We start from the raw sequence: 24704 nt of genomic DNA, 5'->3' as shown, positions 1-24704 counted from the left end.
CTCGGCCTGACATCCAGCGGTGCCACATCGTGTAGACGCCTTTGGTGAGCGCTTTATTGCATTGTCCTCCACATGCAATAGCTGCGAATGCGTCGGCGTCTACCTAGCCAAGGGAGAGGAGCCTGACATGGTGACCGTCGACGCTGGGACGCTGGAAGTCAAGGTGAAGGAGATGTACCGCCTTGTGGCCGAGGAGCCGCATGGCGCGTACCACTTCGAGATGGGGCGGGTGCTCGCCGAGCGGCTCGGGTACGACCCGGACCTGCTCGATCGGGTACCGGTCGGGGCGGTGGAGTCGTTCGCGGGGGTCGGTTATCTCTTCGGTCTGGCCGGTCTCCTCGCCGGCGAGCGGGTGATCGACATGGGTAGTGGCTCGGGGATGGATGCCTGCTACGCGGCTCTTTCGGTCGGGCCGCGGGGTCGTGTCGTCGGGATCGACTTCACGCCTCAGCAGCTCGCTCGAGCCCGGCGGCTCGCCGCTGCAGCCGGACTGGACCAGGTCGAGTTCCGCGAGGGCAGAATCGAGAGTCTGCCGTGCGGCGACCAGACCGTGGATTGCGTCGTCTCGAACGGAGTCATCAATCTGGCGCCGGACAAGGCACGGGTGTTCCGCGAGGCGGCTCGGGTCCTGCGGCCTGGTGGTCGGCTGGTGGTCGCGGACATCGTCACCGAGCGACAGCTCACGGACTCGATCGTCTGCGACGCCGACCTGTGGGCGGCGTGTATCGGCGGCGCCGCGCAACAGGACGCGTACCAGGAGGCGATCGAGGCGGCCGGCCTCGTGGTCACCGCGATGTGGCGCAATCCCTACGAGTTCATCTCTCAGCGGGCTCGGGACGCCAGCGTCCGGTACGGCGTGAAGAGCATCTCACTGCTCGCCGTCAAGTCCGTTGCCTGAGGCACGAAACCCGGATTCATTAGTTGAAGGAGGCAACAATCATGGCAACGATCGGTGGTCATCGAGCATCGACCGCGGCGGAATCGCCCGCGCTGCGCATGGGTTCGGCGCTGATGGCGGTCGCCGGCCTGGCATCCATCGGGTACGCGGTGATCTTCTTCGTCCGCAACTTCACCGGCCTGATCTACCTGGCCACCGCGATTCTCGTCGTCGGCGCCGCCTTGGCCCTGAAGCCACTGCTGACGAAGCGCGGAGGGGAGGGAGCATGACCGCGACTGTCGAGACCGGACGGCGGGACGCAGTTGTTGAGCAACTGTTCCAGGCGACGATCGGCGCGCTTGAGCTGCTGCACGTGTACGTCGGCGACCGGCTGGGGCTGTACACGGCCCTGAGCGAGGCGTCCGAAACAACCCCTGCCGACCTGGCAGCCCGCGCGGGGATTGCCGAACGCTACGCACGCGAGTGGCTGGAGGAGCAGGCGGTCGCCGGGTTCGTCGATGTCACAGCCGACGATGAGGACCCGGGTGCTAGGCGCTACCGGTTGCCGGACGAGGTCGCCGAGGTGATGACGGACCCCGACAGCCTGAACTACCTGGTGCCGTTGGCGCCTCTGTTCGCGAGCATCGGACAGAGTTTGCCCGCAGTACTCGAAGCGTTCCGGAGCGGGGGAGGGGTGCCGTACGCAGCGTACGGCGAGGATCTGCGCGGCGGCATCGCGCGGCTCAACCGGCCGATGTTCCTCCATCAGCTGGCCGCGGACTGGATCCCGGCGCTGCCGGATATCGAGGCGCGGCTGACGACGAGTCCCGCGCACGTCGCCGATCTCGGCTGTGGCGCCGGCTGGTCCAGCATCGCCATCGCGCGGGCTTATCCCGCTGTACATGTCGACGGCATCGATCTCGACGAGGCGTCGGTAGCCGAGGCCAGGCACAACGCCGAGGCCGCAGGCGTCGCGGACCGCGTCAGCTTCGGCTACCGGGACGCCGGCAGCCCTGACCTGGCCGGACGGTACGACCTGGTGACGTTCTTCGAGACCGTGCACGACATGGCCGACCCGGTCGCCGCGTTGCGAGCCGGGAGGGCCTTGCTCGCGCCGGGTGGGGCGGTGCTTGTGGGCGACGAGAAGGTGGCGGAGTCCTTTACAGCGCCCGGCGACGACCTGGAGAGGTTCAACTACGGCTGGAGTGCCCTGCACTGTCTTCCCGCAGCGCTCACGGAGGCCGACTCGGCCGGTACCGGAACGGTCATGAGGCCGGACACCCTGCGCAGCTACGCGGATGACGCTGGCTTCGCGACCACCACCGTATTACCTATCGAGCACGACTTCTGGCGGTTCTACCGCCTCGACCCATGACCAACGGAGCAGGAGTAACGCCGCGCCTAGCGTTGGCCCCACACACATCGTGAGGGGAGAGGCACTATGAAACTCCGCGTGTCGTCACTGTTATCCACCGTGATCGTCTTCCTGTTCTGGCTCCCAGCCACCGCACAGGCCGATCGCCCACCCTTCGTGTTCCCCGACGGCTGCTGCTACCTGGATGGAGTCGTCGTGCGCACCGTCGTACCGCCGGCGGCCTCACCCGACGCCGGTCGCGACAACTTCTACGCCGTGATGGGCGGAGTCGAGGGCCAGAAGGGGGTTGTCGCCGTCGGTCCAGGATCGGCTGGCTACCACGGCGGCGACTGGAAGTTCCACGCCGTCACGTGGAACGTCGCACCGTATCTGCTGACTTCCGAAGGGGCGGTGCTCGCCGCCGCGGCGGCGGGTCACGTCACGATCAGCCTCGTTCCTGACAACGACTTCAAGTGCCCCATCCAGCGCTGACTGTTGGAAGGTGCGATCTACTACGACGCCACTAGCATGCTGGTTCAGCTCGGCCACATGGAACCGCCCGCCTAGCTAGAGACCGCGCTGCGTTCTGTGTCGATCACGCCGTGAAGATGAGGGGCTCGGCGGGTTTACGGCCGGCTCCGTTGGGTGGATGGTGTTCGGAAGGGGCCAGGTCCGGCAAGGACTTCCGATAGGGAGGGTGAGTCATGAGGAGCGATGCCACGCGCCGCGGCTTCCTGGTGATGGCGGGAGCGGGTGCCGCTGCCGTCGCGACACCGGGGGCGGTCGCACAACCGGCGACATTCACCACTGAGTCGAGCGGCCCGCTCGTCGCCTATGTCGGTAACGTCGGCCGCTCGGAGGTGTCGATCATGGTCGGCGAGCAGGAGGTCGTCGTCCATGATGCCGACCTGGTCGCCCGGCTCGTTCGTGCGTCCGGTCGCGTTGTGGGCCGGGACTGAGGGGCCGGCGATGTCGTCGCATCGCGAGGCACCGGAGATCTCGAAGGACCCGGTGGCCGACAACACCGATGTCTACGCGTTCGTCAGCCCGGACCGGCCGGACACGGTCACGCTGATCGCCAACTTCATCCCGTTCCAGTCGCCGCAGGGCGGGCCGAACTTTTACGAGTTCGGCGATGATGTGCTGTACGGGATTCATGTCTCCAACCGCGGGGACGCGCGGGCGGACGTCAGCTATCTGTTCCGGTTCCGCACCCGGATCCGGAACCAGAACACGTTCCTGTACAACACCGGCCCGATCGGCTCGATCGGTGATCCGAACTGGAACCGGCCGCAGTTGTACTCGGTGACCAAGGTGACCCGCGGCGATGACGAGCCACAGGTGCTCGGCGCCGGGCTGCTGACGCCACCGGTGAACATCGGCCCTCGCAGTACGCCGGACTATGCCCGATTCACGCCGCAGGCCACGCACCACCTGTCGGGTGGCCGACGAGTGTTCGCGGGGCAGCGGGCCGAGGGGTTCTTCGTCGACCTGGGCAGCATTTTCGACCTGGGCACCCTGCGCCCGTTCCAGCACCTGCACCTGATCCCGTCCGCGGCCGCGGTCGGCGTCAACGGTACCCAGGGCCTCAACGTGCACACCATCGCGATCCAGGTGCCGAGGCGGGAGCTGACCCGCGACGGCCAGACCCCGACCGACGTGCTGAGCCCGAAGTCGGTGATCGGGGTCTGGGCGACGGCGAGTCGGCACAAGTCGCGGATCTTCGACGCGAAGAAGGGCCGCACCAGCGGACACGGCCCGTTCCAGCAGGTCTCCCGGCTGGGCAATCCGCTGTTCAACGAGGTGATCGTGCCGATGGCGTCCAAGGACCGCTGGAACTCACTCCCGCCGTACACCGACAGCGAGTTCGCGAAGTACGTCACCAAGCCGGAGCTGGCCGGGCTGTTGCCGGTGCTGTACCCGGGCGTGTTCCCGAACCTGGCCGCCTACACCAAACCACGGGCCGACCTCGCCGCGATCCTGCTCACCGGCATCCCGAGCGGCGTCGTACCCGGCTTCCAGAACTTCACCGGCCCGGTGCAGGCGGACATGCTCAGGCTGAATCTCGCCGTACCGCCGGCGACGACCCCGCACCCGCTCGGCCTGGTCGCGGGCGACGCGGCAGGATTCCCCAATGGGAGAAGGGTTTTCGACGACGTCGTGACCGTCGAGCTCCGCGCCGTCGCGGGGCTGACCATCCCGCTCGTCGACCCGTCGTTCACCCCGGACGGCGCAGCGAGCGCGATCAAGGATGGCACGTCGAACACGAACGCGCCGTACCTGGCGCATTTCCCGTACCTGGGCACGCCGGCCGGCGGGTACCAGACCAAGCCGGGGATCCCGGCGGCCTGATGTCCGAGGAGAACCCGTACGCCGGGCAGGGCGCGGTGCTGCTCGACATCGGCGGCCAGGTCGGTGCGCTGCTCATCGCGATGCCCGAGGAACTGCTGGGCACCGAGATCGAGGCGCGCCCGATGGTGCCGTCTGCGGGCCATCTCCCGCACGTCGAGGTACTGCGGCGGCCGACGCCGGCGGGGCCGGTCTGTTCAGCAGTGTTCTCAGAACTGGCCGAAGGCGACTACGAGCTGTACCGGCGACCCTCAGGCGAGGTCGAGCTGCGGGTAACCGTCACCGGGGGCGAAGTCACCGACGCAACATGGCCAGAGGCCCGTCCGCCCGATTGACGGGACGAGAGATAGAACCGTAGCGGGGCTGCGCGCCCGGTCGGCTGGGTCGCCAGGGCTTTGCAGACGTCTGTGGTGGGGTTACCGTCACGAGTAGGTGGGTAGCTCGGGGTGGGCGTCCTGCGGAGGTCGGAGATGCGCCGAAATATTGCTGTCTTGATGGCTATGACGACGACCCTGGCCGTGTCGATTTCGTGGCTGGGGGTGCCCGCCGGGGCGACACAGTTGGAGCGGTCCGCGGCGGAGGTGGCTGACCGCCGCGTGGTGCTCTTCGCCGCCGACGGCATGCGGCCGGATCTGGTCGACCGGTACGCCGCGGAGGGCGCGGTTCCGACGATGGCGGCGCTGCAGGCGGCGGGGGTGAAGGGTGCCAACGGCCTCACGCAGGGCTTCCCGCCGAACACCGGTGTCGGCTGGGCTACGCTCTCGACTGGTACCTGGCCCGGTGAGCACGGTTCGACGAACAACACCTTCCACCGCACCGGCGAGGGCAACTTCAACAACCGTACGTCGTTCGCCGCGACCGGGATCCTGCAGAGCGACACCATCGCCCAGGCGGCGGAGCGAGCCGGGAAGACGGTTGCCGCGGTCGAGTGGGTCGGCGCTCGCAGCTATGCACCAGCTCTGCGGGGTCCGGTCGTCGACTTCCGCACCTTCTTCTCCGACCGCGGGGTGTTGCTCAATTACGACCTGCCCGGTCAGCCCGCGGGCGCGAACGCGTTCGGTGTCACCTACAACCGGGTCGACCTTGACGCGGCGACCGGCTGGACCGGCGTACCGGCGTCGTACAGCCCCGCCAGGCAGGAGCGGCTCAAGCTGACGAACACGGCTTTCCCGTCCGCCGACAACGTCGACCGGTTCTACGACCTGTACATCTTCGACTCCACCGACGACGCCACGACCAACTACGACCACGTGCTCGTCGTACCGGCCACTGCCGGAAAGGACGGCGACGCGGCGGCAGCCGATCTGGGTCAGGGGGAGTGGGCCGACGTCAAGGTCAGCCTCACCGGCGGCCGTGCCGGGCTCACCGCGGGGTTCTACCTCAAGGCAGTCGACCTGGCGCCCGACCTGTCGAGGTTCCGGATCTACTTCACCTCCATCGCCCGCTCCAACGCCACGTACAACGGCTGCACCTACGCGCCGGGGTGCTCGGCGCCGAGCGGCTTCGAGGAGACGCTCAACGCCCGGTTCCCCAGCTCCACCGCCGCCGACTTCGCGCCGCTGGAGGCAGGGATCGTCGACGAGGACACTTACGTCCAGCAGGGCCTGATGTGGAAGGACGCCCATTTCGGGTATCTGCGGTTCATCATCGAGGACCTCGGCGTTCGGCCGGACCTGCTGCTCGCCGGTACCCCGGTGACCGACGAGTTCAGCCACCAGTTCATGGGGCTCGTGACACCGACCGACATGGACGGCGACCCCAACCCGTACTTCGACGACGTGACCGGCGACGGCATTCCCGACGGGCGGCTCGCGGTGCGGGAGGGCTACATCCGGTCGGCGTATGGCGAGGCGGACGACACGCTCGCGCTGGCCAGGTCGCTGATGGGTGGCGACCCGACGACGGTGGTGTCGAGCGACCACGGCTTCGCCCCGCAGTGGAGGGCCGTCAACGTCAGCAAGGTGCTCGCCAATCTCGGGCTGGGCGCCGAGCAGATCAGCAACTGCCGTGCGGCGCCGGGTGCCAAGGCGAAGGAGTGCCACGCCGGCGGGACCGTGCAGATCTACCTCAGCGTGGCCGGCCGTGACCCGGGCGGTGTGATCCCGGCCAGCCAGTACGACGCTGTGCGCGACCAGATCGTCGCGGCCTTCCAGGGTCTGAGCGATGCGGAGAACCCAGGCAAGCAGGTGGTCGCCAAGGTGATGCGCAAGGAGGAGCTGCGCAATGTCGACGGCTCCGACTCGTTGCACCCCAGCCGCAGCGGCGACGTGGTCGTGGTGTTCCGGCCGCCGTACCAGACCGATGCGGCGACTCCCGGGCAGACCTTCTCGTTCTCGCAGTTCTTCGGTCAGCACGGCTACCTGCCGAACCTGGTCGACCTGGCGCACAACGTCAACATGCATGGCACTTTCATCGCCTCAGGGCCGGGGATACGCTCACGCGCGCCACTGCCCGGCGTACGGGCGATCGACGTCGCGCCCACGGTCGCCTTCCTGCTCGGCATCCCCGGACCGCACAACGCGCGCGGGAAGGTTCTCTATGACGCCATCCAAGGCTCCGGGGCGTTACGCGAGGTCACGGTGCTCGACATCAGCGACTACCACGGCCAGCTGGTGCCGCTCTCCGAGACGGCCGACACCCTGTCCGGCGGCGGCGCGAGCAACCCGTCCTTCGCGATCGGTGGGGCCGCGTTCCTCAAGCCGTGGTTCGACGCCTACCGGGCCGAGGCCCGGAACGGGCACGTCACGCTGACCGCGGGGGACGCGGTCGGCGCGACTCCACCGATCTCGGCCTTCTTCGGCGACAAGCCGACGATCGAGATGATGAACCTGATGGGGTTCGGGCTCGACGGCCTCGGCAACCACAACTTCGACCGCGGCGAGCAGTACCTGCGGGAGCAGCTCATCCCGCTCGCCGACTTCAAGTACGTGTCCGCGAACATCCTCGACTCCCGGACCGGTGACACTCCAGAAGAGTGGTCGAAGTCCCGCGTACTCCGGTTCGGCGACGTGAAGGTCGCCTTCGTCGGGTTCTCCAACCCCGACATCCCCGAGCTGACCAAGCCGGGCGCGCTCGGGCCGTTCGTCGTCACCGACCCGGTCGCCGCGGTGAACCAGCGCGCCGCCCAGCTCGAGAAGCAGGGGATCAAGGCGATCGTTGCCCTCGGCCACCTGGGTGCCACCTCGGGCACGCTGACCAGCCCGTCCGGTCCGCTCGTCGACCTGGCCGACGCGGCTCGCAAGGTCGACACCGTGATCGGCGACCACACCGACTTCCAGGTGGTGTCGACCCGCACCAACGGCGTTCTTGTGGTGGAGAACCGCAGCAAGGGTGTCCGGTTCACCCGGGTCCGCCTCGTCATCGATGTTGCCACCGGCAACGTCGTCTACCAGACCGCCGACTTCCACCAGCCATGGAACATCGGAGTGACGCCGGACGCCCGGATCCAGGCTCGCCTGGACGAGCTCAACGCCCAGCTGCGACCCGTCCTCGGCACAATCATCGGGAACTCGACCGTGTTCGTGCCGCGCACGGACTCCTGCGGCAACACGGCAGGCCGTACCTGCGAATCGCTGGTCGGCAATGTGGTCACCGACGCCATGCGGGCGACGTACGGTGTGGACTTCGCGATCACCAACTCCGGCGGTCTGCGCGCTGACCTCACCTGCCCGACGACCGACAGTCCCGACGACTTCTGCCCGGCGTACACGCCGCCACCGTTCCCGATCACCCGCGGGCAGGTGCTGGGGGTGCTGCCGTTCGGAAACGTCGCCGTCACCCTGCAGGTCAACGGCGCCGAGCTGAGGACCATGCTGGAGAACGGCGTCTCCGCGATGCCTGCCGTGTCGGGCCGGTTCCCGCAGGTGTCGGGCCTGTGCGTCGGCTACAACATCGCCCGGCCTGCGGGCAGCCGTGTGATCGGCGCGGTTCGTCAAGCCGCCGACGGGTCGTGCAGCGGCGCGACGCTGGACCTCAGCGCCGCATCGACGTACACCATCGCCGAGAACGACTTCATGGCCGCCGGTGGCGACGGCTACCCCGACTTCCGCAGCCGGGCGACGACTCGCGACGTCATGGACCAGGTCGTCGCGGACCATCTCGCCGCCGCAGGCACCATCTCGCCGGCGACCCAGGGCCGGATCGTGTGTACGACGAGCGGCGCGACCGCCTGCCCGGTTCCAACCGGCTGACAACCCGTTGAATCCGCGGCGCCCTCCGGCGCGTACTACCAGTGTGGGTCTCTCCGACGAGTCGCTGCTGGCAGGCCTTGCTTCGGCCGACCCGGACACGGCCGCGGCGTTTGTCCGGAGGTTCCAGGGCCGGGTGTTCGGCCTGGCGTACGCGATCCTTGGGGATCGGGAGGCGGCGACGGAGGTGGCGCAGGAGGCGTTCATCCGGGCCTGGCGGCACGGGGCGGTGTATGACGCACGTCGCGGAACGGTCGCCACCTGGCTGCTGACCATCACCCGCAACCTTGCGGTGGACGCGGTCCGGCTGCGGCGCACGGTGCCGGTCGACCCGATGGTGCTGAGCGCGTTGCAGCTGCCGAGCACCGAGCCTGCACCCGGCGAGGAGCTGACCAGCCCCGCCGAACTGGACCGGCTGCGTCGGGCGCTCGATCGGCTCCCGGCGGCGCAGCGGCGGTGCCTGTTGCTCTCGCTGTTCCACGGCCTGTCCGGCCGCGAGATCAGCGAGCTGGACGGCGTACCGCTGGGCACGGTGAAGACCAGGATCCGAACTGCGCTGGTCACGCTTCGGTCAGCTCTGGAGGTGCGCGATGACTGACACCCGGCGGTGCGTGCAGGTGCGGGAGCTTGCGCCCGAGGTGGCGCTCGGCGTGGCGTCGGTCGAGGACCGCGCGTTCGTGCTCGTGCACGCCACCTCGTGCGCGGAGTGCCGGTCTCATCTGGCTGACCTGTCCACTCTCGCCGACGACCTGCTCACCCTGGTGCCGCCGGGTGAGCCGCCGAACGGGTTCGAGACGACGGTGCTGAGTCGGCTCGGCGGCCCCGCGGCGGCCCCGCCCCGCCGGGTGCAGCGCCGACTGCTCGGACTGGCCGCCGCCCTGTTGCTGGTCGCGTCGGCGTCCGGCGGGGCGGTGTACTGGTCCGGCCGTGACGACCGGGAGGTTGCGGCCGGCCTGCGGAGCAGCCTGCAGACGGCGAACGGCCAGTACTTCGTCGCGTTCGCGCTGCGCGATCTCGGCGGCGTACAGCGAGGTGCGGTGTTCGGCTACCAAGGCAATCCGGCCTGGATGTTTGTCACGGTGACCGAGGGGCTACCGGCCGGCGGGTACGCGGTCGAGTTGGTGATCCGCGACGGCAGCGCCCGTCGGCTCGCCGCCGGTGTCGACCTGACCCGATCGCGCGGTTGGGGCGCGGCGATTCCAGTGGCCGTGCACGACGCCAGGCTGCTGCGGATCATCGACGGCGACGGCCGGCTGGTGCTGTCGGCCCGACTGACCCGCTGACCGACCAATCCGCGCGGGCGGCCACGCCGTACTACCTAAGGAGCTCTCATCCACAGTGGGGTGGTCGCCATGCGCCGTACACCAAACCTGCCCGTGTCCCGACTCTTGCTGGCGGCGGTGATGGTGCTCGGCGTCGTACCCGGCGGGATGGCGATGGCCGCCTCGGAGGTCACAGCCACCGAGACCCCGCAGGTGGTTCGCTTCCACGGCGGGGGCTACGACCGGGCCGACTCGATCGCGGTTGACCCCGCCGGCAACGTGTACGTCGGAGGCTCCGTGGACAGCGCCAGCGGCGGATCTACGTTCGCGGTGGTCAAGTTGAGCCCGCAGGGCACCGTGCTGTGGACCGGCCGGTATAGCGGGTCCCGCGGCGGAGTCGGCGGCAGCGCCCTGGCCGTCACCGCCGATGGCGCCGGCAACGTGTACGCCGCTGGATGGACCGGCGACGGCGTCATCTTCAACAACAACATCGACTACCTGGTGGTGAAGCTCGGGCCCGACGGTGTCGAGCGCTGGGCACAGCGGTACGACGGCCCGGCCCGGGGCTTCGACCAGGCCACCGAGGTGGCGGTCGACGGAACTGGGAGCGTCTACGTCAGCGGGTTCTCCTACGGCCAGAACCAGAACCAGGCCTTCGACTGGACGACCCACAAGTACAGCGCCGCAGGCGCGCTGCTGTGGGAACGCCGGCACAGCGGACCGGGGACGAACGACGACCGGGTCGCCGACCTGATGCTTGCGCCGGATGGCAATCTCGTCGTCACCGGCTTTACCAAGAACGCCGGCGATGGGCTGACGAACGACCTGGAGACGCTCACCTATGACCCGGCCGGGAACGTCGTCTGGCAGGCCCGCTGGACCGACACCGCCGGAAGCCATGAGACACCGGCCGACCTCGACCTCGATGCCGCGGGCCGGATCACGGTGACCGGTACAACAGCCGAGAGCGCCAGCCCGTACGCCGTGCCGACGCCGATCACACTGCGCTACGACCGCAGCGGGAATCTGCTGCAGACGATCCGGGCCGGCGGGGCGAGCGTGGACGCCGACACTTCCGGCGGGTTCGTGCTCGCTGGGTTCTTCCTCGAGCCGCCGGGGGTGTCGTCGGTCTCCCGGTACGACGCGACTGGCGCACGGGTGTGGTCGACCCCGCTCACGGTGAACGCGGAGGACGCGCTCTCCGCGCTGTCGGTCCGGGCGGATTCGACGGGGGCGGTGACGCTGGCCGGTACCGCCAGGAACGTCTTCGTGCACAACGACGACTACCTCACCGTTCGCTACGCCCCGGACGGCCGGGAGCTGTGGCGGCACCGATTCAATGGCCCAGTCGGTGGCGACGACCGGGTCGCCGGGCTTGTCGTCGACGGTGCCGACACCGCCGTGGTGACCGGTACCTCTTGGAACGACTACCTGTCGTCCAAGGGCACAGCCGACGACATCGTGACGCTGCAGTTCCCCGCAGCGGCCGCGCCCGCGTTGGTTGCCCCCAGCAACCTGGCCGCGACCGGGGTGTCGGTCAGCCAGATTCGGCTGACCTGGCAGGACAACGCGGGTACTGAGGACGGGTTCCGGATCGAGCGCTGCCAGGGCATCGGCTGCACGGGGTTCGCGCAGGTCGCGACGGTCGGGCACGATGTCACGGCGTACATCGACGGCGGGCTGGCACGGAACACCCAGTACAGCTACCGGGTCCGCGCCTTCGACGCCGACGAGGTCTCGACGTACTCGAACACGGCCACCGGCAAGACCCGACGACGCTGACCGCACTCGCTGGCAGATCAGAGGTTGAACAGAGGACCGACGATCACCAGGCCGAGGTCGTCACCGACCTGTGCGAACAGCGCGAACAGCATCAGGGACGCGCCGGCCAGCGCGGTGTCCTTGGTGAATTGGACCTGTTCCATTTGCTTCGCAGAGGCGTCCGTCTCCTTCCAGAACGGGTGCATGAGCAGCGCGGTCGGGACGAGGAAGACCACCAGCAGCAGAGCGCCGAGGTCCGGCCACAACCCGAGAAGGATCGACAACGCACCCAGCGTGAGGAGGACGCCACCGAGTAGCACGGCGAGTTTCGCAGCCGGGACGCCCTTGCTGCGTGCGTAGTTCGTCATCGCTTCGGTCTGTCCGAAGTGCGCGTAGGCGGAGACCGCGAAGAGTGCGGCGAACAGGATCCGCCCGATCAGTACGACGACATCCATGACAACCTCCAGGTGTTCGCAGGGACGCCGGCATCCGCGACACGCGTCCAGGCCAGACGGTCGATCGCTGCAGTCGCGAGGTGTCAACTCCCATGATCCCGCTCGAACCGCCAGTTCGCGACTTGGATGGCGTAAAAAGGGTGCTGTGCGCAAGCATCGTGCCTGGCTGGCGCGCTGAACCTGACGATGGGACGCGGATGTCCAGGACTCAGCTGGTCCTCACGGCCGATGAAGGGCGGATGCTGCACGGCGCGGATGGCGACGGGGTCGCTCTGGCCATGCGGGTTGTGGTCGGCCTCAGCCGGGCCGCTGGGGCGTCGCGCCTCGTCGAGGTCACCTCGGCGCATGTCGACTCGTGTCTGTACCACGGCAAGGTCAGCCTCGACTTCGCCACTCGCCTGGTCGAGCTCGGCGCGTCCGTGCGGGTGCCCACCACGCTGAATGTCGGGTCGGTGGATCTGCTCCACCCGGGTCTGGTTCGCACGAAGACCGACGCCGAGCGGGAGGTCGCACTGAAGGGGCGACAGTTGATGTCGGCGTACCTGGCGCTCGGGTGTAAGGCCACCTGGACCTGCGCGCCGTACCAGTTGGCGGGGCGTCCCGCAGTGGGCGAGCACATCGCGTGGGCGGAGTCGAATGCCATCGTGTTCGCGAACTCGGTGCTCGGTGCACGCACGGACCGGTACGGAGACTTCCTGGACATCTGTGCCGCGATCACGGGACGGGCACCGTTCTCCGGACTGCAGACGGACGAGGCCAGGAGAGGAACGGTCGTGTTCGACTGTGGTCTCCTCGGTCGCGATTTCCTCCGGACCGAGTTGGCCTACCCACTCCTCGGTCACTACGTCGGCTCGGTGGCCGGTACTGAGAATCCAGTCCTGGTCGGCATACCCACCGATGTCAGTGAGGACAGGCTCAAGGCCTTCGGGGCGGCGGCGGCATCGTCCGGTGGCGTTGCGATGTTCCATGTCGTCGGTGTGACGCCGGAGGCAGCCACCCTGGAGCTTGCGCTCCAGGGCAGGCCTCCGCACAGCACGAACGAAGTCAGCCGGGAGGTCCTCAGGGCGACCCGGGCCGAGCTGTCGACGTTCTCGTCGGGTCGCCTGGACGCGGTGAGCGTCGGGACACCACACGCGTCGTACGCCGAATGCGAACTGCTCGCCGACCTACTCCGCGAGGGTCCTCCGCTCCACCGCGACGTGGCGTTCTACCTGTCCACCGGCAGGGCGACGATGGCACAGGCCGAGCAGAGCGGCGTACTGCGGATCCTCGAGTCCGCCGGCGTAACCGTGGTCGTCGACACCTGCACGTACGTGACGTCGATCCTGGCTCCCGGCTTGAAGAACGTGATGACCAATTCGGCGAAATGGGCCCATTACGCGCCCGGCAACATCAACGTCGATGTCGTGGTCGGCTCGATCCACGAGTGCGTGGCATCCGCCCGGCTCGGACACATCGCTCTGGACAACTCTCTCTTTGTGGAGGGACCGCCATGATGGTTCAGGCCGAGGCGCTCACCAACGGTGCCGCAGTGGGCAGCACCATTCGGCTGACCGAACCGCTCTCCTTCTGGGGCGGCACGGACGACAGCGGACGCATCGTCGACCCGCACCACCCGCAGTACGGCGCAGTCCTGGTGGGCCGCGTACTCCTGCTGGAGTCGGGACGAGGATCAAGCTCGAGTTCGAGCGTGCTGGCAGAGCAGATCAGGTCGGGAGCGGCCCCGGCCGCGATCGTGCTGGCCAGGGCAGACGGGATCCTCGTCCTCGGTGCGATCGTCGCCGCCGAGCTGTACGGCATCGCCGTTCCGATCCTCGTGGTCGAACCACAGCGGCACGCAGACATTCCGGGTGATCTCGTGGTCCGGGTCCGAGCCTCGTCAAGCGGCGCCACGGTCACCTGGTAGCCGCCTGGGCACGTGGAGTAGTAGTTGGGTCCTGCTGTCTCTCCTCGGAGTAGCATCGATTGAGTCGCCACCGGCTTCGTGGCGCAGCACAGAACCTCCTGGAGGAGGTGCGATGGGTACACGCAGATATCAGTTCGTGGCCTGTCTCGTCGGTGCGTTGGCGCTGGTCGGCGCCGCTTGCGCTCCTGAGGAGCAGAAGGCCGCAGAATTCACGCCGGGCCCGCTGGGCGCCGTCACCGTCGAACCAGGGGCACCGATCAAGATCGGGCTCATCCAAGCGATCAGCGGCGACACTGCGAGCCTGGGGCAGGACCAGGTGCGAGCGGTCGAGATCGCCATCGAAGACAAGGGCGGCAACCTACTCGAGCAGCACCCGATCCGGACGCAGGTGGAGGACGACCTGTGCAAGGCCGAGGGCGGGACCACCGCCGGTCAGAAGCTCGCGGCTGACCCCCAGATCGTCGCAGTCGTAGGGAGCAGTTGTTCGGGCGCGGCAGTGCCGGCCATGGAGATCCTCTCGGGCAAGGGCATCGTGATGATCTCCGGGTCGAACACCTCCCCGAGGCTGACGTCCGACTTGCGCGGCAAGCAGGGCGATGCCTACAAGTTGGGCTACCTCCGGACCGCGCACAATGACATCATCCAGGGCCTCGCGGCGGCCAACTTCGCCTTCCAGAAGCTCGGGGCGAAGCGGGCGGCCACGATCCACGATGGTGACCCGTACACGGAGGGCCTGGCGAACGCCTTCGGCTCCTCCTTCAAGGAGTTGGGTGGCACCATCTCGCTGGCCACCGCGATCAGCAAGGGCGACACCGACATGCGGCCTGTGCTGACCGAGGTCGCGGCCAGTAAACCCGATGTGGTGTTCTTCCCCATCTTCCAGCCGGAGGCGGACTTCATCGTCAAGCAGGCCAAGGGGTTCCCGCTGCTGGCCGACACGAAGAAGCTGTTCGGTGCCGACGGTCTGCTCTCCGATACGTTCATCGTCATCGGCCAGACGGAGGGGATGTACTTCTCCGGGCCCGCGACGCCGACCGGGGCGACGTACCAGGAGTTGGTCGCCAAGTACGAGAAGAAGTTCGGGGAGAAGCCCATTCAGGCTTTCCACGCGCACGCGTACGACGCTGTCAACATGATCTTCGCGGCCATTGAGAAATCGGCGGTGAAGGAGAGTAACGGCACCGTGCACATCGATCGGCAGAAGTTGATCGATGCGATGCACGCGACCAAGGACTACCAAGGCCTGACCGGGACTCTGACGTGTGACAAGTTCGGCGACTGTGCCGACGCGAAGATCGACGTCGTCCAGAACACCCCGACGGAGAAGACGATCGACCAGGTCCGGGGCAACGTGCTGTTCACGTTCGACCCGCCGGAAACCGGTTGACCGCGGGCGACCGGGCACCCGGGCACACCGGGTGCCCGGCGCCTGACTGACGGCTCGAGGAGGCACATGGCCAGAACCAACCTCGTGCCGCCCGGACCTGTCGTCGGCAAGCGGGCATTCCAGCTCCCGATCGTCGACGGCTTCCTCTGGCTGGTACGGATCGCAGCGATCGCGCTGATCCTGGTCGGCGCCACCCGCAGCATCGCCAGCGCCCGCCTGAGTGGTCAGCAGTGGCGCGACCTTGTTGTGTTCGGGATCGCGCAAGGTTCCGTCTACGCGCTGGTTGCCCTCGGCTACACGATGGTCTACGGGGTGCTCCGGTTCATCAACTTCGCCCACGGCGAGGTGTTCATGATCGGCGCGATGACCGGCTACTTCGTCACCGACGGACTCGCGCGAACGGCGCTCTGGGAGGCAGCCCCGTTCCTGTCGCTGTTCATCGCGCTGATCTGTTGTATGACCGTGTCGGCGCTCGTTGCCCTGCTACTCGAGCGGGTTGCCTACCGGCCGCTGCGAGGTGCACCGCGGCTGATCCCTTTCATTACCGCGATCGGCGCGTCGTTCTTCCTGCAGTACACGATGGCGAGTCTGTTCGGCACGTCGGTGAAGTCCTACCCGGAGGTGGAGGTACTGACCGGATCCTTTACGTTGCTCGGCTTCCGGGTCCTCAGGGTTCATCTCCTGGTGATCGTCGCGGCGCTGGTGATCATGGCCGGCTTGTACCTGTACGTCGAGAAGACCAAGGCGGGCAAGGCGATGCGTGCTGTCTCCGAGGATCAGGAGACCGCCAAGCTGATGGGAATCAACGTCGACCGCACCATCGCGAGGGTCTTCGGAGTCGGCGGCGCGATGGCCGGCGCGGCCGGTCTGCTGTTCGGGCTGGTGTTCCAGAACGTGTTCTTCCTCAGTGGGTTCCTGCCCGGCATCAAGGCCTTCACCGCCGCGGTTCTCGGTGGCATCGGCAACATCCCCGGCGCCGCGGTCGGCGGGCTCACCCTTGGGATGGTCGAGTCGATGGGGCCGAGCCTCGTCCTCGTCGGGCTCGGGATCCCCGCTGCCCATCAACTCAAGGATGTGGTGGCCTTCGTGACGCTTGTTCTTGTACTGATCTTCCGTCCCACCGGCATCCTCGGCGAGCGGGTGAGTGAGGATCGAGGATGACGGCGACCGGCGAGCTTGCCGCCATCGACTTCGTCCCCGCCCCCAAGGCCGGACCGAGGGCTATCCGGCTCGGGCTCGTTGGGGGAGCAGTCGCTGTTTTCGTGTCGGTCAACGGCATGGTCGAGGCGTTCTCCGGGCGGTTGTTGCTCGGTTCCCTGGCCCTTGGTGAAGCGTTGCTGCTGTCTGTCCCGCTGCTCATCGGCTACCTGGCGGGCCGGCCCGAGCCGGTGCTCGAGGGGTTCACCGCCCGGCGTCCTGGCTGGCGGAATGTCCTCGCCGGGCTGGTGGCCGGGCTCGCGAGTGGCGTGACGTTAGCGCTGTTCGTGGTGTTGGTCGCGAGCTTCGATATCCGCGGCGTCTTCCTGAATGCCACGCCCGAACTCGTCCGTGATGGTCCCCGGATCCTGACCTTCGGTCTGGAGCTCGGAGCGGGATTGGGGTTGTTGCTCGGCCTCTACGTCGCGCTGGGCGGTGCCGGCGGCGTACTCCAGGTGCTCCCCGGCAGGTTCCGCCGTGCGGTCCTGACCGCGCTGGGATGGGTGGCCGGGCTGGCGTTGATGCAGCCCGCCGTCGCCCAGGTGCTCCGCGGGATCCAACAGGAGTTGCGGATCTGGACCGCGCCGCTCACCGACTTCCTGTACGACGCCAGCGGCGCACTGAGCGTCCCCGGGATCGCCACCATCGCGGCAGCGGCGTTCTGCCTTCAGCTGCTTGCGTCGCGCCAGCATCGCAAGCCCGTCCGGACTCGGCTCGAGCAGTTGCCCGACCGATCCCGTCGCATTCTCAGAGTCGCTATCCTCGCCGCTGTCCTGTTGCTCCTCGGCTTGCTCCCGCAGGTGATCGGGCCGTTCCTCAGCGAAGTGCTCAACATCGCCGGCATCTTCCTGCTGATGGCGCTCGGCCTGAACATCGTGGTGGGGTTCGCCGGGCTGCTGGACCTCGGCTATGTAGCGTTCTTCGCAGTAGGCGCCTACACGACCGCGCTCTTGACGTCGCCGCAGTCGAGCGTCGGTGTCGGGTGGGTCTTCTGGCTCGCCGTGCCGTTCGTGATCCTTGCCGCCGCGGTCTCCGGCCTGATGGTCGGCACACCGGTACTGCGGATGCGCGGCGACTACCTCGCCATCGTCACCCTCGGGTTCGGCGAGATCGCGAGGCTGCTGTTCATCTCCGACTGGCTCAAACCCTGGTTCGGCGGGGCACAGGGGATCATCCAGGTCGGTGACATCAGCCTCGGGCCGGTCCAGATCCGGACGCCGGAGGCGTTCTTCTATGTCCTCTTCGTCTTCGTGCTACTCGCGGCTTACGCGACCTACGCCCTGCAGGACTCACGGATCGGCCGGGCGTGGATGGCGATGCGCGAGGACGAGGCGGTCGCCGAGGCGATGGGCGTCAACATCGTCACCGCCAAACTCTCGGCGTTCATCGTCGGTGCCGTGCTGGCAGGTTTCGGGGGTGCCCTGTTCGCCACGAAGATCGGCTCGGTGTTCCCGCACAGCTTCAACGTGATCGTCTCGATCACCGTCCTCGTAGTGATCATCGTGGGCGGGATGGCCAGCGTGCCAGGCGTCGTACTCGGCACCCTGGTACTTGTCGGTCTACCGGAACTGCTGCGCGAGTTCGAGGAATATCGCTTCCTCATCTATGGAGCTTTGCTGATCTTCATGATGCTGAAACGGCCGGAGGGCTTCATCCCGAGCGGACGCCGGGCCGAGGAGCTGCACGAGCAGGAGGTCGCCCAGGACGAGTGGCTGGTGGCCGGGGCGCCCGAGACCGGCGCGACCGATGCCGACCGCGACGAGCCGAACTGATCGGGGTCAGCATGGCACTGTTCGAGATCCGGGGGCTCACCAAGGACTTCGGTGGAGTCCGCGCCGTCGACGGCCTGGATCTCGACATCGACGAGGGCGAGATCGTCAGCGTCATCGGTCCGAACGGTGCCGGTAAGACGACCCTGTTCAACCTCGTGACCGGGATGGTCACCGCCGACCAGGGCGCAGTGAACTTCCAGGGCCGTGCCATCGCCGGCCTTCGACCGAGCCAGATCCTGGCGCTGGGGATAGCGCGGACGTTCCAGAACGTCCGCCTGTTCCCGGAGATGACCGTACGGGAGAACGTCATGGTCGCCCGTCACTGCCGGACCCGATCGGGAATGCTCAAGGCGGTCCTGCGGCCGCCGTCATTCCGGCGGGAGGAGAAGGAGACCCGCCAGCGAGCCGAGCGAGCACTCGAGTTCTTCGGCAGCAGGCTGGTCGGCTGGCGGTTCGACACCCCGGCGCGCTCGCTGTCGTACGCCAATCGCCGGCGGCTGGAGATCGCCCGGGCCCTGGCCTCGGATCCGAAACTGCTGCTGCTGGACGAGCCGACCGCGGGCATGAACCCGCGGGAGACGGAGGAACTCATCGAGCTGATCCGGCGGATGCGGGACGATCTCGGCGTCACGATCGCCCTGATCGAGCACGACATGCGGCTGGTGAAAGGGGTGTCGGAGCGGGTCGTCGTACTGGACTACGGGCAGCTGATCGCCCAGGGTCGCTACGACGAGGTGGCGAGCAACGACCGAGTGATCGAGGCCTACCTCGGCCGGAAGGCGACCACGGCATGACTGACACCAAGCCGCTTCTGGAGTTGCGCAATGTCAGCACCCATTACGGGGCGATCCAGATCCTCCGCGGTGTCGATGTCGAGATCCGCCGCGGCGAGGTGGTGTGTCTTCTGGGCGGCAACGCCAGCGGCAAGACGACGATGTTGAAGACGATCCTCGGTTATGTCGTCCCGACCCAAGGCGACGTCGTGCTCGACGGCCGGCGCATCACCGGACTGCCGACGCAGCGACTGGTCGGCCTCGGGGTGTCGATGGTTCCGGAGAACCGCCGGCTGTTCAAACGCATGACGGTGCGCGAGAACCTCGAACTCGGCTGCTATCTGCGACAGGACTCCGGGGAGATCGCCAAAGACTTCGAGCGAGTCTTCACCCTGTTTCCCAAGGTGAAACAACGGCTGAGCCAACGGGCCGGGACGCTGTCCGGTGGCGAGCAACAGATGGTGGCGATGGCCCGGGCGCTGATGGCACGTCCGAAGCTGCTCCTGATGGACGAGCCGTCGATGGGGCTGGCTCCCGTGCTGGTCGAGCAGAACTTCGACATCATCCGCGAGGTCAACCAGCAAGGGACCACAGTCTTCGTAGTCGAGCAGAACGCCAGAATGGCCCTCTCGATCGCCGACCGCGGCTACGTTCTGCAAACGGGCAAGATCGTGCTCGCAGACACGGCCGAGAGGCTGATGAGCAACCCCCGGATGCAGGAGGCCTACCTCGGAAAGCTGTAAGCCCGAGTCTTCATGAGGTAACTCCTTCCGCCACTCCGCCACGATGCCTGGCCCGGCCCGCTGCCTCGCCCAGCCAAGCCGCCGAGGTGGCGAATTCAGGCGGCTGTGTCGCTGACTCCGAGGCGTTGCGCGGCGTCTTCGAGCTGGCCGATGGCGCGGAGACGGAGCTCGCCGGTGCTGTAGTCGGTGACTTGGTGCCATTCGTGGTCGGTCACGTAATAGACGTGTGGGCTGACCGGGCCTGGCCGAGTGCTGAACATGCTGCTGGCGGTTGTTATCAGCACCTGTAGTGCTTTGAGCATCGTCTGATCTCGCAGTACGTGCACGAACAGCATGTCTCTGGCCGGCATCGCGACCAGGCAGCCGAACGGAGGGTTCTCGACCTGCAATGATTCGCGCAGCACAGTGTCGAACACCAGTGCCCGGGACGCGGTGAACATGCTGCCGGTGAGCAAGGTGAGCTCGGCACCGTCGAAACGCACGGTCTCGATGTCATCCCGGAGGCTGCGTAGGTTCGCCAGCCCGATCCTGGTGGCTTCCTCCGGTGGCACGCCGAGGCTGTCGATGTTGAAATGCATGGCCACCCCACGCCCGACGTACGTCGCCGGCACTGTGAGCACGCCTGGCGCGAACTCGGGCACACCTCTGCTCATCTCCGGGTCGATCGTCGCCGCGCACACCAGTCGGAGGTAGAGTTCGTTCTCCAGATCGTCCGGGATCGGTGGCGGCCCGTGCGGAGAGGTCATCTGGTCGAAGTGCGCCGCCACCGCCGAGCGCCATTGCTGGCGTGGCAGGTCGGCAACGGTCCGTGCGAGGTTTATGAGACCTGCCGACGCGCCGTCCCGCACCTGAACGCCGTTGCTTCCAACCGGCACGAACGCCCCCGCACCGTCGTACCGCATCGAGAGTCCGCGCTTCGCGACCGCCTCCTCGGACAGGCGCACCAGCCGCTCCGCCTGACTCGTCGTCAGCGGGCTCAACACCGGATGTAGCTGCCACCCGTCCAATTGCTTGCGCCGCCGACGGCTTCCACATCCACTCCGACGGCCGTCTTTGGCCTTGCCAGCACTCATCGAGCACCTCCTTTACCCAAGAACATATGGGCTTTCAGAGACCCGGAACGGACGACTTCGCAACCTGTGGACAACCGGTGCTCGAGGCAATCGCAGCCTGTCTGGAGCGGCATGACCGAGCCCATGGGCGTTGACCGTCCCTGATGGCGGCGTTTTCGCCGAGTAGGAAGCCTGTCGCACAAAGCCTGCCGACCATCACCCCGCACCAAGGCGCGTTCTTGCCGTGGGCAACTTTGACTGGTCGGTCGTTGTCACTGTGCACTTGGAGGGGCGGCCGCCGAGCCGATCGAGCCCAGAACTGCCGCGTACATGCCCGGTGGGCGGCTGAAGGGTTGTCAGCGGGCGTGGTGTTGTCTATCGTGGCGCCTGGTTGGGAGAACAGCCAGGCGGCCAGGGGTGCCGCCGGTGTCGACGGAGATCGAGGATCCCACCGCCTCCAGGTCATCTGCTGTACTGCGCTGTGCCCGCGCTCGGCCTGATCAGTTGTGGTCCGGATTCGCCATCGCCACACCGTGCAGATCCCACCGCCGAGCCGGTACGCGAACGATCAGGGGTGAGAACAGTGGCGTGGATGATTCATTGCTGCGGTGATCGGCGCAGAGGCAACGACGAACTGATCGGTCGGGCGGGCTGACGGGCACGGCGGTGATGGCGCCGCGAACGAGACTCACGTATGTCGACAGGCACGGGCGCCCGATCAACCGCAGTACTTGGCTGGCCTTGTCCGCCCGGCGTGAGTACGTGGTGATCGAGTGCGACCGCGTGGGCGGGGGTGGCCACCACGTTCAGATCATGACGATCTGGTTGGGGCTGCTGCTGCCGACGCCGGTGCCACCGGTCTTCGAGACCTTGGTCCACTGCGCTGGGAGCAGCCGACCGGGTCGATGGGCTTGGACGAGCCTGGTGGAGGCACAGGCCGGCCATGAGCAGATCGTTGCCGAGCTGACCACTCGCCGCGGCGGGTTCGCGGAGGAGGACGTCACAGGGAACTTGTGACCGGCGTAGGGGTGATTGTCACAGGCGCCACGTTGTGTGCGGCCAGAACGGCGGGCCGGGTCACATCGAGCGTTCTACCCCTCTCTGCGAGGTACACACAGGCGTCAGGACGTGTGCGGCCAGAAACGCGGGCCGGGTCACGTCCTGGCGTTCCTCCCGGAGCGGATCATCCACGGGCGAGTCAGCCGCTCGGTGAGCCGTTGGAGTCATCGTCAAGATCAAAGGTGCGACTGTCGACCGGCGCTTGTCCGGTGAGTCTGGTGATGAGGTCGGCGGCGACGTCCCGCAGTTTGCGGTTGGTGTTCTGCGAATGGCGGCGCAACAGTTCGAAGGCCGTTCTGGCATCGCATTTCTGCTGGCCCATCAGCAGGCCGAGTGCCTGGTCGATCACCGATCGCGAGGCCAACGCCCGCTCCAGTTGCTCGCTCAGCTGTGACTGCCGCACCGCTCGCGCCGCGAACGCCAATGTGGTGGCGGCATGGTCGGCGACGGCCGCGGCCCGCTCCCGATCGGCCTCGCTGAACGAGCTCGACCGGTCATATCCGTAGAGATTCAAGGCGCCGATGATCTGGTCGTCGACGATCAGCGGGAAGCTGAGAGATGCTGTCACCCCGAGTTCGAGCGCCGACTCACGGTAACGGCTCCACCGGTACTCGCTCGCCTGGTCCGCGACATCGACCACCTTGCCGTTCAAGGCGTCCAGGCAGGGCCCTTCGCCGAGGCTGTACTGCTGCTCGTCGATCAACGCGGCCCGTGGATCGCTGGTCACGATCGTGTGAGGCTGCCCGTCGTACCTAGTGTTCACGCTGCACGAGGCCGGCGGCTCCACCACCTTCACCGCCATGCCTGCCAGCTTGACGAGCAAGTCCTCAAGTCCGGGACCGTCGAGCAGCAACGAATGCACTGAGCCCAGCACATCCACAAGAGGCTCGTCACTTTGACGATCTGTAGCCACGGCGCCACCCGCTCCTGCCCGGACCGACCTGCTCCCCGCCGCAGGCTGGGCCCTGGGGCGGAGGGTGGACAGCAACAGATGAACAGCGACGGCAATTCAAACCCTACGCCGCCTGGTGGCGATTACGAGGTGCGGGTGCTCCCGCGGAGTCGGTGCTGTTGTGCTGACGTCTGGGCGACAGTGCCCAGAGCCAGGCCGGGCGTCACCATGCCGACAGCTCGGCGGACTCCTCGACCGTTGTGCCGCTGAAGCCCCCGGCGACGAGCACCTTGCCGTTCGGCAGCAGGGTCGCGGTTGCCGACGTACGACTCCGGTTCATGTTCGCCGTGGCCTGCCAGGTGCCACTGGCGGGCCGGTAGAGCTCGGTGAGTGCCCCCTGGCCACTGACGGCAAGCACACGTCCGTCGGGCAGGGTCGTCGCGGTCTGACAACCGGTCGCCTGAACCGGCGCACCGGTGACACTCCAGGTGTTGCTCTCGGCCGCGGATGCCTGCACAGGTGCCACGAACACACCGCCTCGACCTGGATGAACTACTTCTGAAGATCATTTGAGGGGACCTACTGCTGGGGTACGGTGTCGCGTGGCCTGGACGGCTGCAGGGCGATCTTGCCGACCGTTGGGGGAGCACGCGATGGTGTTTCAGATTCTTCTTGCCGCCGCGGGCTTGGTGCTGTTGACTTTCGCTGCCGACCATCTGGTGCTCGGCTCGTCGCGGCTGGCGGAGCGGATTCGGATCAGCCCGGTCGTGGTCGGTGTCGTCGTCATCGGACTGGGCACGTCCGCGCCTGAGTTCCTGGTCTCCGGCGTTGCCGCGGCGCGGGGGGATACCGATCTCGCGGTGGGTAACATCGCCGGGTCGAACATCTTGAACCTGACCCTCATCCTTGGCATCGCTGCGCTGGCTGGTTCGGTGGCGGTGACCTCGCAGGTGATTCGTCGCGAGGTGCCGCTCGCGGTCGGCGCGGTCGTCCTGTTCGCGTTTCTGGCCTGGGCGGGGCTGAGCCCTGTCACCGGGGCGGTGCTGGCCGCTGCGGGGGTGGGCGCGCTGTTCCTGCTGCTGCGTTGGGCCAGGCAGGGTCGCGGTAACCAGGAGCTCGCCGAAGACGCTGTGGAGTTCACGCAGGCGACCGCAACGGTGGATGTGCCGGTCACCCGGTCAAGACTGCCGGGTTGGTTCGAGCCTGTCCGGGCGATTCTCGGCTTGGCCGGCGTGCTTGCCGGCGCACAGCTGCTGGTTGCCAATGCTTCCGCGATTGCCACGGAGCTGGGCGTGCCGCAGGTCATCATCGGGTTCACCTTGGTCGCCCTCGGTACGTCGCTGCCGGAGCTGGTCACCACTGTCCAGGCACAGCGCCGCGGCGAGTCGGATCTGGTCGTCGGGAATCTGTTTGGCAGCAACCTGTTCAACAGCCTCATCGGCGGCGCGGTGGTGGGATTCGCGTCCGGCTCGGTCTCGCCCGGCAAGGCAGCCGTTGCGCTGAGCATCGCGATGATCCTCACCGCCGGGCTGGCGTGGGCGCTGTTGCGCCGAGGGCTGGTTTTGACCCGGGTCGAAGCCTTGGCGCTGCTGGCCGCGTATGCGCTGACCATGCCGCTGCTGCTATCAGCGTGACCTGCCCGGTTGCCGAACCCGTCGAAACCCCAGCTGCGCGGAAC

Annotated in this window: 24 protein-coding genes; 20 read left to right on the top strand and 4 right to left on the bottom strand. The window is 67.4% G+C overall.

The genetic code is table 11. The features are described 5' to 3' along the window. The first annotated feature begins 127 nt into the window (after positions 1–127). The 11 genes from A3ES_RS0120640 to A3ES_RS0120590 all read left to right on the top strand — a co-directional run bounded on the left by A3ES_RS0120640 (position 128) and on the right by A3ES_RS0120590 (position 11811). A complete protein-coding gene (locus A3ES_RS0120640; RefSeq protein ID WP_020388744.1) occupies positions 128–898 on the top strand; it encodes a methyltransferase domain-containing protein in 771 nt (256 codons plus the stop codon). Between the two features lie 41 nt (positions 899–939). Next, positions 940–1167 carry a hypothetical protein gene (locus tag A3ES_RS0120635; protein ID WP_020388743.1) on the top strand — a complete coding sequence of 76 codons (228 nt, stop codon included), beginning with the start codon at positions 940–942 and terminating at the stop codon, positions 1165–1167. Beyond that, on the top strand, positions 1164–2252 hold the full coding sequence (locus A3ES_RS0120630) for a class I SAM-dependent methyltransferase (RefSeq protein WP_020388742.1): 1089 nt from the start codon (positions 1164–1166) through the stop codon (positions 2250–2252). Before A3ES_RS0120635 ends, A3ES_RS0120630 begins: the two co-directional genes overlap by 4 nt. Before the next feature lie 66 nt (positions 2253–2318). Further along, a complete protein-coding gene (locus tag A3ES_RS0120625) occupies positions 2319–2723 on the top strand; it encodes a hypothetical protein (RefSeq protein WP_020388741.1) in 405 nt (134 codons plus the stop codon). Positions 2724–2935: 212 nt separating this feature from the next. Further along, positions 2936–3190, top strand: coding sequence for a twin-arginine translocation signal domain-containing protein (locus tag A3ES_RS0120620; RefSeq protein WP_020388740.1), 255 nt, complete (start codon positions 2936–2938; stop codon positions 3188–3190). A gap of 10 nt (positions 3191–3200) precedes the next feature. Further along, the gene (locus tag A3ES_RS0120615) at positions 3201–4583 is read left to right on the top strand and encodes a DUF4331 domain-containing protein (protein WP_020388739.1); all 1383 of its coding nucleotides are present in this window, start codon (positions 3201–3203) and stop codon (positions 4581–4583) included. Beyond that, entirely contained in the window at positions 4583–4915 is a 333-nt protein-coding gene (locus A3ES_RS0120610; protein ID WP_020388738.1) for a hypothetical protein, read from the top strand. Before A3ES_RS0120615 ends, A3ES_RS0120610 begins: the two co-directional genes overlap by 1 nt. A 165-nt stretch (positions 4916–5080) precedes the next feature. After that, complete coding sequence (locus tag A3ES_RS51405) at positions 5081–8770, top strand: 5'-nucleotidase C-terminal domain-containing protein (protein WP_020388737.1); 3690 nt, start codon at positions 5081–5083, stop codon at positions 8768–8770. 43 nt (positions 8771–8813) lie between these two features. Beyond that, positions 8814–9365, top strand: coding sequence for an RNA polymerase sigma factor (locus A3ES_RS0120600; RefSeq protein ID WP_020388736.1), 552 nt, complete (start codon positions 8814–8816; stop codon positions 9363–9365). Next, positions 9358–10050, top strand: a complete 693-nt coding sequence (locus A3ES_RS51400) for a hypothetical protein (protein ID WP_020388735.1) — start codon at positions 9358–9360, stop codon at positions 10048–10050. Before A3ES_RS0120600 ends, A3ES_RS51400 begins: the two co-directional genes overlap by 8 nt. Before the next feature lie 69 nt (positions 10051–10119). Further along, positions 10120–11811: a fibronectin type III domain-containing protein gene (locus A3ES_RS0120590; RefSeq protein ID WP_020388734.1), complete on the top strand. Its 1692-nt coding sequence runs from the start codon at positions 10120–10122 to the stop codon at positions 11809–11811. Positions 11812–11828: 17 nt separating this feature from the next. On the opposite strand, the gene A3ES_RS0120585 is transcribed toward A3ES_RS0120590, so the two are convergent. Next, positions 11829–12245: a DoxX family protein gene (locus A3ES_RS0120585; RefSeq protein WP_020388733.1), complete on the bottom strand. Its 417-nt coding sequence runs from the start codon at positions 12243–12245 to the stop codon at positions 11829–11831. 197 nt (positions 12246–12442) lie between these two features. Here A3ES_RS0120585 and A3ES_RS0120580 point away from each other — a divergent pair, with 197 nt between their 5' ends. The 7 genes from A3ES_RS0120580 (at position 12443) to A3ES_RS0120550 (ending at position 20023) form a co-directional block, all read left to right on the top strand. Continuing rightward, positions 12443–13741, top strand: coding sequence for an aconitase X (locus tag A3ES_RS0120580; RefSeq protein WP_020388732.1), 1299 nt, complete (start codon positions 12443–12445; stop codon positions 13739–13741). After that, the gene (locus tag A3ES_RS47810) at positions 13738–14151 is read left to right on the top strand and encodes an aconitase X swivel domain-containing protein (RefSeq protein WP_020388731.1); all 414 of its coding nucleotides are present in this window, start codon (positions 13738–13740) and stop codon (positions 14149–14151) included. The genes A3ES_RS0120580 and A3ES_RS47810 overlap by 4 nt, the downstream gene beginning before the upstream one ends. A gap of 112 nt (positions 14152–14263) precedes the next feature. Next, positions 14264–15538, top strand: coding sequence for a branched-chain amino acid ABC transporter substrate-binding protein (locus A3ES_RS0120570; protein WP_020388730.1), 1275 nt, complete (start codon positions 14264–14266; stop codon positions 15536–15538). Positions 15539–15604: 66 nt separating this feature from the next. After that, on the top strand, positions 15605–16699 hold the full coding sequence (locus tag A3ES_RS0120565) for a branched-chain amino acid ABC transporter permease (RefSeq protein ID WP_020388729.1): 1095 nt from the start codon (positions 15605–15607) through the stop codon (positions 16697–16699). Further along, entirely contained in the window at positions 16696–18507 is a 1812-nt protein-coding gene (locus A3ES_RS51395; RefSeq protein WP_020388728.1) for a branched-chain amino acid ABC transporter permease, read from the top strand. Before A3ES_RS0120565 ends, A3ES_RS51395 begins: the two co-directional genes overlap by 4 nt. A gap of 11 nt (positions 18508–18518) precedes the next feature. Further along, a complete protein-coding gene (locus A3ES_RS0120555; RefSeq protein WP_026163050.1) occupies positions 18519–19301 on the top strand; it encodes an ABC transporter ATP-binding protein in 783 nt (260 codons plus the stop codon). Then, entirely contained in the window at positions 19298–20023 is a 726-nt protein-coding gene (locus A3ES_RS0120550; RefSeq protein WP_020388726.1) for an ABC transporter ATP-binding protein, read from the top strand. Before A3ES_RS0120555 ends, A3ES_RS0120550 begins: the two co-directional genes overlap by 4 nt. Before the next feature lie 95 nt (positions 20024–20118). Here the strand turns inward: A3ES_RS0120550 and A3ES_RS47805 are convergent, their stop codons facing one another. Then, entirely contained in the window at positions 20119–21096 is a 978-nt protein-coding gene (locus A3ES_RS47805) for a DUF1444 domain-containing protein (RefSeq protein WP_157630643.1), read from the bottom strand. 792 nt (positions 21097–21888) lie between these two features. Here A3ES_RS47805 and A3ES_RS54135 point away from each other — a divergent pair. Then, a complete protein-coding gene (locus A3ES_RS54135) occupies positions 21889–22092 on the top strand; it encodes a hypothetical protein (RefSeq protein ID WP_157630642.1) in 204 nt (67 codons plus the stop codon). 181 nt (positions 22093–22273) lie between these two features. On the opposite strand, the gene A3ES_RS47800 is transcribed toward A3ES_RS54135, so the two are convergent. Beyond that, positions 22274–23047, bottom strand: coding sequence for a GAF and ANTAR domain-containing protein (locus A3ES_RS47800; protein WP_157630641.1), 774 nt, complete (start codon positions 23045–23047; stop codon positions 22274–22276). 202 nt (positions 23048–23249) lie between these two features. Then, positions 23250–23552, bottom strand: coding sequence for a Kelch repeat-containing protein (locus A3ES_RS0120530; protein WP_157630640.1), 303 nt, complete (start codon positions 23550–23552; stop codon positions 23250–23252). Positions 23553–23679: 127 nt separating this feature from the next. Between A3ES_RS0120530 and A3ES_RS0120525 the strand changes: the two genes are divergently transcribed. Next, positions 23680–24660, top strand: a complete 981-nt coding sequence (locus tag A3ES_RS0120525; protein WP_020388721.1) for a calcium/sodium antiporter — start codon at positions 23680–23682, stop codon at positions 24658–24660. The last annotated feature ends 44 nt before the right edge of the window (positions 24661–24704 follow it).

This window comes from Kribbella catacumbae DSM 19601, from assembly GCF_000372465.1.
Lineage (GTDB): Bacteria > Actinomycetota > Actinomycetes > Propionibacteriales > Kribbellaceae > Kribbella > Kribbella catacumbae.
This window is presented reverse-complemented; position numbering and strand designations above follow the sequence as displayed.